Origin of the sequence: Ehrlichia ruminantium (genome assembly GCF_009728835.1) — a bacterium.
Lineage (GTDB): Bacteria > Pseudomonadota > Alphaproteobacteria > Rickettsiales > Anaplasmataceae > Ehrlichia > Ehrlichia ruminantium_B.
The window spans coordinates 222,566-237,280 of the sequence record NZ_CP033455.1; the positions used below are offsets into that span (position 1 = coordinate 222,566).

General features: G+C 29.4%; 13 protein-coding genes. 6 read left to right on the forward strand and 7 right to left on the reverse strand.

Annotated features, from left to right (window positions below; genetic code table 11):
• The first annotated feature begins 774 nt into the window (after positions 1 to 774).
• Positions 775 to 1,821: a Fe(3+) ABC transporter substrate-binding protein gene (locus EDL80_RS00700; RefSeq protein WP_158406301.1), complete on the forward strand. Its 1,047-nt coding sequence runs from the start codon at positions 775 to 777 to the stop codon at positions 1,819 to 1,821.
• A 630-nt stretch (positions 1,822 to 2,451) separates the two neighbouring features.
• On the opposite strand, the gene rpsP is transcribed toward EDL80_RS00700, so the two are convergent.
• Positions 2,452 to 2,715, reverse strand: a complete 264-nt coding sequence (gene rpsP, locus EDL80_RS00705; RefSeq protein WP_158406302.1) for a 30S ribosomal protein S16 — start codon at positions 2,713 to 2,715, stop codon at positions 2,452 to 2,454.
• A 260-nt stretch (positions 2,716 to 2,975) separates the two neighbouring features.
• Here rpsP and EDL80_RS00710 point away from each other — a divergent pair, with 260 nt between their 5' ends.
• Positions 2,976 to 4,244, forward strand: coding sequence for an MFS transporter (locus EDL80_RS00710; protein WP_158407082.1), 1,269 nt, complete (start codon positions 2,976 to 2,978; stop codon positions 4,242 to 4,244).
• Between the two features lie 762 nt (positions 4,245 to 5,006).
• On the opposite strand, the gene EDL80_RS00715 is transcribed toward EDL80_RS00710, so the two are convergent.
• From EDL80_RS00715 to rpmI, 5 genes are all read right to left on the reverse strand, one after another.
• The gene (locus EDL80_RS00715; RefSeq protein WP_158406303.1) at positions 5,007 to 5,180 is read right to left on the reverse strand and encodes a Trm112 family protein; all 174 of its coding nucleotides are present in this window, start codon (positions 5,178 to 5,180) and stop codon (positions 5,007 to 5,009) included.
• Positions 5,181 to 6,272: 1,092 nt separating this feature from the next.
• The gene (locus EDL80_RS00720) at positions 6,273 to 6,968 is read right to left on the reverse strand and encodes an SDR family NAD(P)-dependent oxidoreductase (RefSeq protein ID WP_158406304.1); all 696 of its coding nucleotides are present in this window, start codon (positions 6,966 to 6,968) and stop codon (positions 6,273 to 6,275) included.
• A 1-nt stretch (position 6,969) separates the two neighbouring features.
• Positions 6,970 to 8,004: a phenylalanine--tRNA ligase subunit alpha gene (gene pheS / locus EDL80_RS00725; protein WP_158406305.1), complete on the reverse strand. Its 1,035-nt coding sequence runs from the start codon at positions 8,002 to 8,004 to the stop codon at positions 6,970 to 6,972.
• On the reverse strand, positions 7,994 to 8,365 hold the full coding sequence (gene rplT, locus EDL80_RS00730) for a 50S ribosomal protein L20 (RefSeq protein WP_158406306.1): 372 nt from the start codon (positions 8,363 to 8,365) through the stop codon (positions 7,994 to 7,996). Before rplT ends, pheS begins: the two co-directional genes overlap by 11 nt.
• 26 nt (positions 8,366 to 8,391) lie before the next feature.
• Complete coding sequence (rpmI, locus tag EDL80_RS00735; RefSeq protein ID WP_158406307.1) at positions 8,392 to 8,592, reverse strand: 50S ribosomal protein L35; 201 nt, start codon at positions 8,590 to 8,592, stop codon at positions 8,392 to 8,394.
• A gap of 333 nt (positions 8,593 to 8,925) precedes the next feature.
• On the opposite strand from rpmI, the gene EDL80_RS00740 reads away from it, so the two are divergent.
• From EDL80_RS00740 to EDL80_RS00755, 4 genes are all read left to right on the forward strand, one after another.
• Entirely contained in the window at positions 8,926 to 9,558 is a 633-nt protein-coding gene (locus EDL80_RS00740) for a DUF1013 domain-containing protein (protein WP_158406308.1), read from the forward strand.
• A 435-nt stretch (positions 9,559 to 9,993) separates the two neighbouring features.
• Positions 9,994 to 11,433 (forward strand): transcription termination factor Rho, encoded by a 1,440-nt coding sequence (rho, locus tag EDL80_RS00745; protein ID WP_158406309.1) that lies wholly within the window; start codon positions 9,994 to 9,996, stop codon positions 11,431 to 11,433.
• 806 nt (positions 11,434 to 12,239) lie between these two features.
• On the forward strand, positions 12,240 to 12,515 hold the full coding sequence (locus tag EDL80_RS00750) for a hypothetical protein (protein ID WP_158406310.1): 276 nt from the start codon (positions 12,240 to 12,242) through the stop codon (positions 12,513 to 12,515).
• 51 nt (positions 12,516 to 12,566) lie between these two features.
• Positions 12,567 to 12,737, forward strand: coding sequence for a hypothetical protein (locus EDL80_RS00755; RefSeq protein ID WP_158406311.1), 171 nt, complete (start codon positions 12,567 to 12,569; stop codon positions 12,735 to 12,737).
• Between the two features lie 540 nt (positions 12,738 to 13,277).
• Here EDL80_RS00755 and lpdA read toward each other — a convergent pair.
• Positions 13,278 to 14,687, reverse strand: a complete 1,410-nt coding sequence (gene lpdA, locus EDL80_RS00760) for a dihydrolipoyl dehydrogenase (RefSeq protein ID WP_158406312.1) — start codon at positions 14,685 to 14,687, stop codon at positions 13,278 to 13,280.
• Between the last annotated feature and the right edge of the window lie 28 nt (positions 14,688 to 14,715).

Sequence of the window (14,715 nt, forward strand, 5' to 3'; positions counted from 1 at the left end):
TGTCTTCTGCCAATTAGATCTGTATGGATAATTTGAAATAAAGATTATCTATGTTGTGATGATGATAAGTATGTATGTTTAAAAGCTTTAGATAGTTTGTTTATAGGTATTAAAGTAAAGATTCAATACTAGAATTATAGAAGTTTTATGCTATCCGTTTCATTACATAAGATCAATAAGTTAGTATTTAATGAAGTTTTGTTATAGAATTAAAATATTTTTATTGTTGATAAGAAAGTGTGTAAAATAAATTACTTATCTTTAAACTTATATAGATAAGGTTTTTTTTAAGATAATAAGACATATACAAGTTAAAAGTTTTTCATAATTTTTATTATATAACTTGTTATTATTATGTAGTTAAATACTAATGCTTATATAAATAAGAATTTATGATGTTATTTACTTAGTTTCTAGTGTGTAGTCGTAGTAATACTGCTTTATTATTAGAATAATATCAGACCTTGAAATAACACTCACCTTATAAATTTACGTATTGTTTAATGTTGTTATATCTTAAATTACAGACTAACATTGAACTGTTATCATAAACAAAAATAAATAACTTATTGCTTGGTGAATTGTACTTATGCATTTAAAATATATTTTTATGTTATTCTTGTTAAGAATAACAACTATTTATTTGTAATGTTGGTATTAAGTGTTCTACTGATGGTTACTTGGTAATCATGGATATAGATTAATTGAAGTTGCATTTGTTTTTTGACATTGTATAATTGTTTTTGTTTTTTAAGTTTTTACTGTGGAAAAATTATGAAGAAATTACTGGGTGGTCTTATTGTTGTTGTAGCTGTTATATTGGGTTTCAACTTTTTTTACAAGCAACATAAGGACTCTGAAAATTCTGTACAAGAAGTACATGTTTATTCTTCTCGAAAAGAGGAATTGTTACATGATTTATTTGAAAAGTTCACTAAGGAAACTGGTATAAAAGTTAAATATATTATTGATGAAGCTGCTCAGCTAATTAATAGGATGGAAAATGAAGGTAATGCCACTTCAGCGGATGTGTTTTTAACTGCTGATGCTGTTAATTTAATTTTAGCGAAGAAAAAAGGGCTATTACAATCTATTCAATCGGATGTTTTAACTAAAGCAATTCCTAGTAAATATAGAGATCGTGATGGTTTTTGGTTTGGATTAACTAAGCGTGCAAGAGTGATAGTGTATAATAAGAACTTAGTTGAAGATAAGGAGTTAAGTACATATGAGCATCTTGCAAATAGGAAGTGGAAGGATAAAATTTTGGTTAGGTCTTCTAGTAGTCCATATAATCAGTCATTGATTGCTTTTATGATAGCAAACGATGGTATAGAAAATACTAAAACTTGGATTAAAGGACTTGTTACTAATATGGCAAGAAAGCCTAGTGGTGGAGATACTGATCAAATTTATGCAGTTGCTGCTGGTGAAGGTAGTATAGCTATAGTTAATAGTTATTACTTTGGTAGGATTCTTGCTTCTGATAAAAAAAGGGATCAAGCTATTGTTGAAGATATTGGTATATTTTTCCCTAATCAGGAAACTACTGGTACCATGATAAATATTAGCGGTGGTGCTGTTACTAAGAATGCAAAAAATAAGCATAATGCTATAAAGTTATTAGAATTTTTATCTAGTAAAGAAGCTCAGAAAATTTATGCTCAAGTTAATCAAGAATATCCTGTAGTACAAGGTGTAGAGCTTTCAGATGTGTTGAAAACTTTTGGCCCATTTAAGGAAAGTGATCTACCGTTACAGGAATTGGAGAAACATCTAGTTGATTCTGTAAGGATTGCTGATGAAGGGGGATGGAAATAATTCTATCACTTTAGATTTTTGAATTCTATATGTTGTGCCACTTTGACGTTGAACATATCATGGTTTGGTTACTATGGTTGTGATGTTTCAAAGTGGTCACTAGTATAGAAATGTTATTTGTTTAAATGCCTTTAATTCTTATTAAGATTTTTCAGGATTATCTGTACTTAGTGACTATAATGTAGTTGTAGTAAGCTTTCTGTATAGCTATGTATATTGTGTCGTATTATAATGAATGGTATACTTCTTTATTTATTATACATATTGATTATTTTTTGAAAGATTGAAAAAGGTGATTGCTATTGTTTGAAATAACAAGAGTATATTTGTATCAGAAGACTTCTAATAGTTAGAATTTATAAAGTATATTCCCTTATTTCTGAGATATTTAGTGAAAGAAGGACAGTATACTTTTTTCAGATATATTCTTATGCTAAGATTGGTGTAGAAGCCTGTGATTAAAAATGCTAGCAGTGGTACAGCTATTTTTAGTAAACAGTATAAATAAATAACTGGAAGAGACTATAAACAAAGTAGCTATGGGGTAAATAATACAATAAGCCCAACATATAACAGACAAAAAACAACCGCAACTGTAGTGTTTTTAAATTGTTATAAATAACGTGAAAGCTAGGCAGCTTCAGTATTAATAAGACCTTTCTTGATAAACCAAGATATTCTGTCAGTTGGTTGTGCTCCAACACTAAGCCAGTATTTTAACCTGTCAATTTTGACTTTCAAAAACGACTCATGCTCTTTAGGAAGCATTGGATTATAAAAACCTAACAGCTCAATAAACTTTCCGTCTCTTGCCACTCTAGAATCAGCAACAACTACTCTATAAAAAGGACGCTTCTTGGCTCCGAACCTTGCTAATCTTATCTTTACAGACATGAGAATATAACCTTAACAACATTTTTAGTACGAGGCACATTGTACCTGTAATAAAATTAGGAGTCAAACTGAAAATATATTTAGTTATTGATTAATTTAAGAATTTTCTTTAAATCCTTTTAAAAAGAATAACAGAATTTGCAATATTTTGTTAAAAATAATATGATTAAAAATATAACGCTTGTTAGCATGTATAAAGATCATAAGAAAGATACCCTGTAAACAAGGGAATGTATCAATTAGGAGGACAGTTAATTAGAATGAAATTAAGAAAAGCAGTACTGACTACAATTATGTGTAATACCTTAGTATGGTATGATTATGTATTATTTGGTAACTTAGTGAGTGTAATCAGTAAGTTGTTTTTTCCAGCAGAGGATAGATATTTAAGTCTTGTGATGACTTTTAGTATTTTTGCAATTGGTTTCCTAATGAGGCCTTTTGGTGCGAGTGTATTTGGCTATATTGGGGATAGATATGGGAGGAGAGCAGCATTAACTTTGTCAATTATAGCAATATCTGTTCCTATTGCTTTTATTTCTATTTTGCCTACTTATCAGGAAATAGGTGTATTATCACCAATATTATTAGTTATTTGTAGATTAATACAAGGCATCTCTTTAGGAGGAGAATCTGGTAATGCTACTTTTTTGATTGAGCATTCTAAGAATGGAAAGAATATTGGATTTTTAGGTAGTTTTGAGACGTTGAGTGCTGTTTTAGGATCTATAATAGCATTATTTGTAACCTTGATATGTCAATATTTCACACAAGAGAATTTTGAAGTATGGGGATGGAGGATACCTTTTGTTGTTGGCTTGCTGTTAGGATTAGTTAGTGTTTATGTTAGACGTGTTACTGGTGAAAGTCCTGCGTATGATACTCATAAAGAGAATGATAACTTGTCTCAGTCACCATTTATAGAATTGTTTAAAAGCTATAGAAGGCCTTTAATATTGGCTACTTGTATTGATTGTATAGAAAATTGTTCTTTCCATATTTTTATGGTCTTTTTTATTACCTTTATTAGGGAGTTTTCTGATATTCATTTAAATTTAGATGCTAATGGTGTTAGTATTATTGAAAGTATTAACATAATAATTTTAGGAATTCTAAATGTATTTTTTGGATATATTTCTGACTATGTAGGACGTAAAAAGGTTATGTTGTATGCTTCTGTTACGTTATTATGTGTTGCAGTACCAGTATTTTGGTTATTAAGTCAAAATAGTTATGTTGACTTAATAATAGCATATTCTATTTTTGTGATTCCATTTGCTGCTTCTCTTGGTCCTGCAAGTGGGGCAATGTCAGAATTATTCCCTACAAAAGTTAGATATACTGGTTTTGGATTGTCTCGTAATATGGCTTCAGCTATAGCTGGTGGTATGGCTCCTGTAATGTGTACGTGGCTTATTAGGTCTACTGGATTAAAATTTATGCCGGGACTATACATTATGTTTTGGGCGACAGTTGCAATTGTTGCTCTATGTAAAATAAAAAAAGAAGATATACATGTTGACTGGTAGTAATATTTGTATTAATATCTTAATATATATCTGAGGTTGTATATGTTTCGTCGTTTTTTATGTAGTCTGGGTTATATTGTTTTTGATATGGTAACTTCTATTATTGCTTTACTCTGGAAATAATGATCTTGTGATTCTGGTTCTACGTGTTTTTGTAGTGCTTAGATGCGGAGGCATTGTTTAATAATTACAGAGTTTTTTTTGTGATTATCTAGTAAGTACTATGTTATCCCATATTACAATATTTTATAATTTTTGTGTATTTGGTCTATTTTTAGTACTGTTGAAGTTATTATGAGACCTGCTGTAAAATCTGTGTTTTTCATTGTCTATATATAAAAAGGGTACTCTATTGTTTAGTTTGTATTGCTTTTTGTAATAATATTGAATGTGTATTTGTATTTTAATATTATTTTTCTGGTTTAGTACTATATTTAAACTTTTTTACTGTATTCTGCCCTTAGTTTTTGTATAGTATACTAAAATTGTTAATTAATATTCAATCAGTAGTATTGATATTGTTTTTTGTGTTTGCCTATTTTTACTTAATGTAAAAGAGAATCATTCTATTTGTTGTAGTCCTGTTGATTTCTCAATATAATAAAGCTGCATAGTAAATCTTTATGTCAGCACTAATTTGTACTAAGATATTTTGGTTATCTACCAATGGTGGGTTATCCTTAAATTACAGTATATTCTTAAATTTAAGATATTAGCTTCTACTAAATGATGAAAAATCTCGTATAACCACAACTTATCGTGTTAAAACTCTTCTAATTTTCTTGCTTCATTTACTAACATAATTGGTATACCATTACGTATTGGAAATGCTAATTTAGCTTTTTGACTAATTAGTTCGTTAGTATCTTTATTATACTCTAATTTATCTTTTGTAAGGGGACATACAAGTATTTGAAGTAATTTTTTGTCGAACATGTATATTGAGAGTTTATTTTATTTATATAAGAAATTATAGCATGTAAATTATGGGAAGACGAATTAAATTGATAATATTTATGTTTATTAATGCTGTAATTTTTACCACTTAATGTTTTATATAATAAATGTGAATGTAAGAAACTATCATGCTACAATATAAGAAATATGATATGCCTAGTTATAAGATTATCTAGTATAATCAATTTTCTTTTATCAGGTGTTTATAGTGACTAATGTAACAATTTTTCTAATTATTACTAAACTATTATTACATTAATTATGCAAATGGATTATTATGTTTAAATGTCAACATGGCAAATTTGTTACATGGAATAAAATGATGTAGTTTATGGGATAAATTTTACATTTGAAAGTATGAGCAACAAATATCAGGTTATAATTGTTAGTTGATATGCACATTAATTGTGTTGTAATGAAGTGATGTATTAATACTGATGTTGTAGTGTTATAAGTAAAATTTGTTTATAATGCTCGAAATATTATCTTAGTAGGATGATATTTGCGTAATAATGTGGGTATTTGTATTTTATTTTACTATTTATAGTTGTTGGTTGATATGCACATTAATTGTGTTGTAATGAAGTGATGTATTAATACTGATGTTGTAGTGTTATAAGTAAAATTTGTTTATAATGCTCGAAATATTATTTTAGTAGGATGATATTTACGTAATAATGTGGGTATTTGTATTTTATTTTACTATTTATAATTGTTGGTTGATATGCACATTAATTGTGTTGTAATGAAGTGATGTATTAATGCTGATGTTGTAGTATTATAAGTAAAATTTATTTATAATGCTCGAAGTATTATCTTAGTAGGATGATATTTGCGTAATAATGTGGGTGTTTATATTTTATTCTACTATTTATAATTGTTAATAGCTTGTATATTTTCTGATTAAGATTTATTTGATAATATATGTTATCTTTTTCTGTCTTATAGTTGTAAGTTGTTTGTGAGATTTGATTAGTAAGTTTTTAGGATAATGTTTAATGGTACTATGTGTAGGTAAGTATGTTATGTTCCTAATTTTTGTGTATTGCAAGGTGTGTATGTAAGTTGTATTTATATGAAATTTATGGTACCAGTGTCGTTATTGTGAATATCAAGTAATTTTTCTAATGTGGTGAGGACTCGTGCTACTTCTCTATTAGTCATGATGTTGTGATAATTGATATTGTTTAGAAAATCATTAGAAATGATTTTAGGACCTATAGCGTTGACTCTGATTTTTGGTGATAGTACTACTGCAGCTGCTTTTGTAAAATCTAATAGTGATTTTTTTGATAATGTATATGTAAAATATTTTATGGGATTTCTTGTGACCATTTCATCTATCATATTAATAACATGTCCTGTAGTAGTGCACTTTTTTGCAAAGTATTGAGTTAAAAATAGTGGTGCCTGTATATGAAGATTGTAATTTTGAGTAAAAGTGTCAATTGTAGTATCTGCAAACACCTGTTGATAAAATATAGAGGCATTATTAATTAAACAATTACAATAAGGCATAAATTGAAAAGTCTCATTTATTACGTCGCTTAGTGAATCAAATTTTGTTAAATTGGCTTGTATTAGAATACACCTTTGATTACAAAAATTTTCGATTATATCTTTAAGCTGTAATGCATGTTTTGTAGAGGTATTGTAATGTACAGCAATATCATACCCTTTTGTGGCTAGGAATATAGCCATAGCCTTTCCTAACCTTTTTGCACTGCCTGTAATCAGTACTCCGTTTTTATTAGATTGAGTATACATGTTATGTGATTAAACTAGTAAAATGAAACCCGTAATGATCTAACCACTGTAGATTATTATTGTAAAATTTACGTAAGTCATTGATATTATATTTCAGCATAGCGATTCTTTCGATCCCAATTCCAAAGGCAAAGCCAGTATACTGCTCTGGATCAATATTAACATTTATTAGAACATTTCGATGAAGCATACCACAACCGAGAATTTCTATCCAATTATTCTGGTTACATTTAATATCAACTTCAGCTGATGGTTCAGTAAATGGAAAGTAACTATTACGAAATCTTATTTGAACGTTTTCTCCAAAAAACTTGTTTAGAAAATAATTAATGCAATATTTTAAGTGCCCCATATTAACATTTCTATCAATATATAACCCTTCAACTTGATGGAACATAGGACTGTGAGTTGCATCCCAATCATTTCTATATACTTTTCCTGGAGCAATAATCTTAATTGGGTAAATACCATTGTTATTTTCCATTGTTCTAATTTGTACAGAAGATGTATGTGTACGGAGTACAACCCTTTTATTATTTACTAGTGTTTTTAAATAAAAAGTGTCATTTTCTTCTCTTGCTGGATGGTTTTTGTGGGTATTTAATGCATCAAAAACGTGAAATTCATCTTCCAATTCTGGACCGTCAGATAATTTGAATCCTAGAGAAAGAAAGATGCGTTTTATTTCATTTAGAGTTCTAGAAATAGGATGTAACTTTCCTATTTGTTTTGGACGAACTGGTAAACTGATATCAACTTTGTCCCGAAGCAACTGGTTATCAATCTGTAGTTGTTGTAATTTTATCTTGTGTGAGTGAATTAAAGACTTTAGATTAGCATAGATTGTGTTAATTGTGTTGCCAGCGGATTTTCTTTCTTCAAGGTTTTTAATTGTTGAAATGTTTCTCAAATATGTTGTCATAATCCCTGACTTTCCAAAGTAAACTAACTTAACATCCTCTAACTGTTCAAGAGAGGAAGTAGATAATATCTTATCAGTAGCTTCTTTATGTAAATTATGTATATTATTTAGCACGAGATTTGGTTAGAGCTTCTTTAGTTAAATCAACAATCTGCTTGAAGTTATCATGGTTATGCACTGCCATATCTGCTAGCATTTTTCTATTTAGTGTTATATTTGCTAAAGACAACCCGTGAATAAAATCTGAATATAAGAGCCCATGTTGTCTTACTGCAGCATTAATACGCATGATCCATAAGCTTCTAAAAAACCTTTTGCGGTTACGTCTATCACGATAAGCATATTGTAAAGCCTTTTCCACCCGCTGTAAGGCAATTCTATAACAATTTTTAGAACGTCCTCTATAGCCTTTTGCTAACTTAATAATTTTCTTATGCCGTGCCCTTGTTGTAACGCTACGCTTAACCCTAGCCATCTATAACTCCTAAGTTTACTATACCTTTACCTGCTATACGGCATGAAGAGCTTGATTATACGTGAATCAGACTGATTCATTATAGTAGTACCACGTTGAACACGAATACTCCTTTTACTTCTTTTTGTCATACCATGCCTTTTTGCAGATTGGGTAGACTTTATTTTACCTGTTGCTGTAACACTAAACCTTTTCTTTACAGAAGATTTAGTTTTTAATTTTGGCATCTCTATCCTAAAATTTTCGCAGAAAACTGAATCTTAATCTATTCGCGTGTATGAGTCAAGTGTATTTTCTAAAATATCTATTAAAAGCTTTAGGCTATATTTATTAATAAAGTTTTAAAAGTATTGTAGTTTAATTACGTAGAGACTGTTTGTTTAATAATAGCTTACTAATTTATTGCGATAATTATCAGAGTAGACTGCAGTTTTTACATAATTATTGCAAAGTATACGTCAATAATTTATAAGTGTAGGTATTGTGTGATCATGTACTTTAATTATTTAAGTTGGTGTTAACTTATTTATTTGTTGGTTGGAAATTTGGAGATAGTATATATGTCAAGTAGTAATAATCCTTTGGGTTCTAATAATAAAGAATCTTCTATGCTGGAGGATTCTGGTCCTTTGATGCCTAGAGCTGTTGCAGTGTGGTTAGTAGATAATACTATATTGACTTTTGAACAGATAGCTAAATTTTGTAACTTACATATACTAGAAGTTAAGGGTATTGCTGACGGTGAGGTTGCTAAAGGTGTAGTTGGATGTAATCCAATTACGATGGGACAAGTAACAAAAGAAGAAATTGAGTATTGTCAAAATGACCCTACGAGAATACCTAAATTAATAAGTTATAGAAATTTCAAGAAAAGTAAGAAGCGTACTGTTAGGTATACACCTGTAGCACGCCGTAGAGACAAACCTGATGCTGTATCTTGGATTTTAAAGTATTGTCCAGAAATGCAGGATGCATGTATAGCAAAGCTTATAGGGACAACAAAGTCTACTATTGCTGCTATAAGAAACAAGGAACACTGGAATTCTAGTAATATTAAACCTAGAGATCCTGTATTGTTAGGATTATGTACTCAAGTAGATCTTGATGAGGCGATTATGAAAGCTCAAATAGTTGCAGAAAGAGAAAGAAGAGTAAAAAATATCAATGAGTTTTCTACATCTGATTCGCTATAATATATTAATTACACAAAATTTAGATGTTATGTGTTTTGTTATTACTGTTTTCTTAATAATGTGTAATGTATTATATTGAGTACAGGTGGATTTTGTGTTATATAATTATATGTTAATGTTTTACTAATAGAATATTATATAATTAAGTTTTCTACTATCTCTTTCTTTGTATTTTATGAGTAATTAAGGCAAGCTTAGTTATATAGTATATCTAAGTGTATGGTCCTTTTTAGTAAAGTATGAAGTAAAAGTTCTATAAGTTACTTAGGTTAAGCACATTAGTTGTTATTATTAAGAAAGATATATAATTGTGGTAACTGATGTTACGTGTTGTTAATGAGCATCATAAAGCTTAAGTCTTAGTTTTCTTTCAATAATTTAGGAATGAAGTGTGTAGGATATTTATAATTTTATTTATATAGTGATAGGTTAATGGTGTTAAGTGATCGAAAAAAACGTGTAAGACGTACTGGTGGAAGAAGAAGTAATAAAAGTCCTACTGTTGAATCTTCTGTTCTTTTAGCAAAAGAAGAAGATAAAGTAGTAGATGTACAAGTTGTAGAGGAAGAAGAGAATGTACCAGGGAATAGGGAAGCAGAAGGTAAAGTACTAGATTTAAGTGAATTAAAAAAGAGAAGTATAGAAGATCTGTTAAAAATAGCAGAAGACCTGGGTGTAGTAAGTAATGGAAGAATGCTAAAACAGGAAATAATCTTTCATTTGATGAAAAAGGTAGTGAATGATGGAGGATCTGCAATAGGTGGAGGGGTAGTAGAAATATTATCTGATGGTTTTGGATTTTTAAGATCTCCTGAAGCAAATTATGCTGCAAGTAGTGATGACGTATATATTTCAGCAGGACAAATAAAAAAGTTTAACTTAAGAACTGGTGATATAGTAAGTGGAGAAATTAGAGCTCCAAGTGAGAAAGAAAGATACTTTACATTAGTAAAAGCACATAGCATTAACTTTACTGATATGGGTAAGTTACAAAGGTATGTACACTTTGATGATTTAATACCGTTATATCCGGAAGAAAGAATATTATTAGAGTGTAATGATCCTATTAGCTTAAGCAAGAAAGATATAAGCATGAGAGTGATAGATATAGTTGCACCATTAGGTAAGGGACAGAGAGCACTGATAGTTGCTCCACCAAGGGCTGGTAAAACAATAATATTACAACAAATAGCGCATTCAATATCTGTGAATCATCCGGATATTGAGTTAATAGTGTTACTAATAGGTGAAAGGCCAGAGGAAGTAACTGATATGTGTAGATCAGTAAAAGGTGAAGTAGTTAGTTCAACATTTGATGAACCTGGATATAGACATGTACAGCTTGCGGAGATTGTAATAGAGAAAGCAAAGAGGATGGTAGAGCATAGGAAGAATGTAGTAATATTATTAGATTCAATTACAAGATTAGCAAGAGCGTATAACTCTGTAATACCATCATCTGGTAAAGTGTTGACAGGAGGTGTAGATTCCAATGCGTTACAAAGACCAAAGAGATTTTTTGGTGCAGCAAGGAATATAGAGAATGGAGGATCATTAACAATAATAGCAACTGCATTAATTGAGACTGGATCGAAGATGGATGAGGTAATCTTTGAGGAATTTAAAGGTACTGGGAATTGTGAAATAATATTGGATAGGAAGATATCGGATAAAAGAGTATACCCTGCAATAGACATTTCGAAATCTGGTACAAGGAAAGAAGATATGTTAATAGATCATGTTTGTCTAAAGAAGGTATGGTTATTAAGAAGGTTACTATCATCAATGGGAGCTGTAGAAGCAATGGAATTTCTGAGGGATAAGTTATCAATAACGAAAGATAATAATGAGTTTTTTGACATGATGAATAGTTAAGTATGGTTAAAAAATGTTTTTTAATGTTATTGAAGATCATATGTTTTTCGTTTTTGTGTATTAATGCTATTAATTTTATTGTTGCTGTATAAACAATATAGCACTTGTCAGTTATGTAATTAATGTTAGATTAGTCACAGTGTCTTAGGTGGTGAATTTTTAATAAATAGTCCATTGAAGAATAATAGTGATGTATTTGATACCGTATAGGAGTTGTTGGTATTAAAGCTAATATAATTATTTGTTGAGTATGAGCTATTATACGTTTTTGAGTATCACGAAATTATCGAAATTAATGTTAAATTAGTCACAGTGTCTTAGATGGTGAATTTTTAATAAATAGTGCATTGAAAGGTAATAGTGAAACCATATAGAAGTTGCTTGTATTAAGCTGATATAATTTTAATATGATCTATTATGTATTTTTAAGTGTAATTAGGGTATAAAGCTTAATAATATTAAACTGATTTAAGTATTTTATAATGTTAGGTATCCTTAGCAGATAATCAATGATTTAGTTGTTTATTGTACAGGAGTGAAGTTATAAGTATATAAATAATTCTCTTTTAACTTTTGTATAATTATTGGATTGTTTATTTTAATTAAAGCTCTAATGAAATTTTAAAATAAATAAATAACATTTATATACTTATTACAATAAGAACATTTATTAACTGAGTCACATTGGGATTTTGTTAGATATATGTTAATTGAATAAATCTTTTATCTACATACATATATACTCAAGCATATTGATTATTATTGTTTTTATGAAGATCTCAAGATTTTTATTACTGATATTGTATGTGAAAATAAGAATTGTAAATCTTAAACTTAGTGTACATGTACTTTCTAAATGTCAAAGAAATTGTACAGAACTAAAGCATATTATAGCATATTATAATGCTTTTGTGGTGAATGTAAAAATAGATGTAGTAGAAAAGTCAGTAGCTAGTGTTGTGTGTTCTAAATGTAAAGTAAATTGTGCAGAGCTACGTTATGATAGCTGTTCTAATGTTATTATTATGAATGTAAGAAGTGTATATAATGAAGATTCATTAGTTCGTTGTTATACGGTTTGATATGAATGCCATTATCTTGGCCTACATTATGATAACTATTACAGTACTTTTGTGGTGAATGTAAAAATAGATGTAGTAGAAAAGTCAGTAGCTAGTGTTGTGTGTTCTAAATGTAAAGTAAATTGTGCAGAGCTACGTTATGATAGCTGTTCTAATGTTATTATTATGAATGTAAGAGGTGTATATAATGAAGATTCATTGGTTCGTTGTTATACGGTTTGATATGAATGCCATTATCTTGGCCTACATTATGATAACTATTACAGTACTTTTGTGGTGAATGTAAAAATAGATGTAGTAGAAAAGTCAGTAGCTAGTGTTGTGCATTCTAAATGTAAAGTAAATTGTACAGAGCTACGTTATGGTAGCATATTATAGTGTTTTTAAAATATATGTAACATAGATTTATTAGTGTGTAATGGTTCTTTCTAACTGTAAAAGTAAATTATGTTAAACTAACGTATATCACAGCTATTGTAATGCTTTTGTTGTAAAAAATCGCACTTAACATGTGTAGTAATGGGGAGTCGTTAACTTTGTGGTGTATTGTATTAGTTTATACATACTTTCTTGTTGTAAGTGATCGTTTTATTAAATAAACAACAGTATTCTTCATATAGGGTGTGGTATTACGTTGCAATTTAAAACCTGTGAATAATAAGCCTTAGATAAGTACTTCATAGAAAATATATAAAACTAATCTTAGGTATTCATAATCTATACTTATGTTGTTTTCTATATACAACATATAAAATTTATTGCTTAGCTATTTAGTGACTCATTGTTTGATGCAAGTACTGCTTCATGGATCATTTCTGATAATGTTGGATGTGGGAAAATAGATGAAATAATATCACGATCTGTTGCTTCTACTTGTTTCCCTATAATATATCCATTGATCATTTCTGTTACTTCTGCTCCAATCATGTGTGCACCTAATAACTCTCCAGTAGCTTTATTGATTATAACTTTCACAAAGCCTTCTGTTTCGTCTATCGCTACAGCTTTACCACTACAACTTGCATTGAATTTTCCAATTTTGATATCGTATCCTGCATTTTTTGCTTGATGTTCGGTTAATCCAATACTTGCTACTTGAGGTATTGAAAATATACAACTAGGTATGTTTTCTTTATTTATAGGATGTATATTGTTTCCTATAATCTTTTTTTCTTGTACTGCTATATTTTCAACACATAGTATTGCTTCATGACTAGCCTTATGTGCTAAGCATGGAGGACCAGCAACGTCACCAATTGCATAAATTCCTGATTCTGCTGTACAACAATATTCATCGGTTATAATAAATCCTGCTTTATCTGTTTGTACTTTTGTGTTGTTAAGTCCTAAATCATGAATATTAGGCTGTATGCCAACTGCCAATATGATTTTATCTACTTCTAAATCTATTGTATCTGAGATTTGAATTCTAGCATTATTATTGGATTTTTCTAATTTTGTAACTGAACTTTTTGTATAAATTTTTACTCCTTTTTGACTTAAAATATGATGCATTGATTGAGATATTTCATGATCTTCTAATGGTAATATATTTTCCTTGAGTTCTATCATTGTTACTTGGGTACCAAATGTATTATAGAAACTTGCAAATTCTGTGCCGATAGCTCCTGTTCCTATTATCGCTAATGACTTGGGTAATATAGTTGATGTCATTGCATTTTTAGCATTCCACACTATATTGTTATCAAAGTCTATATCTGGTAAGTTTCTAGGGTAAGTTCCTGTAGCAAGAATTATGTGCTTTGATGTAATATTAATTGTATTGTTGTTGTGATCTAAAACTTGTACCATTTCTTGACCTAGCAATTTTGCAGTGCCAAAGTAAACTTTAATGTTGTTTTTTTTCATTAATCCATGAATCCCATTTGATAATTTGTCGACAACATTGCGTGAACGTTCTATTATTTTTGTAAAATTATATGTAACGTCTGTTACATTGATCCCAAAAATATCTGCTTTTTTTATGTTATGGTAGATTAATGCCGAGTGTAGTAGAGATTTTGTAGGTATACATCCCCAGTTTAAGCATATACCTCCTAGTGTATTCTCTTTTTCTATAATAGCTACATCATATCCTAATTGTGCTGCTCGAATGGCTGCTATATACCCGCCAGGTCCGCTTCCAATTATAAGAAATTCATGTTTATTCATCTTTATTACTTTAAGTGAGAACCCTGTA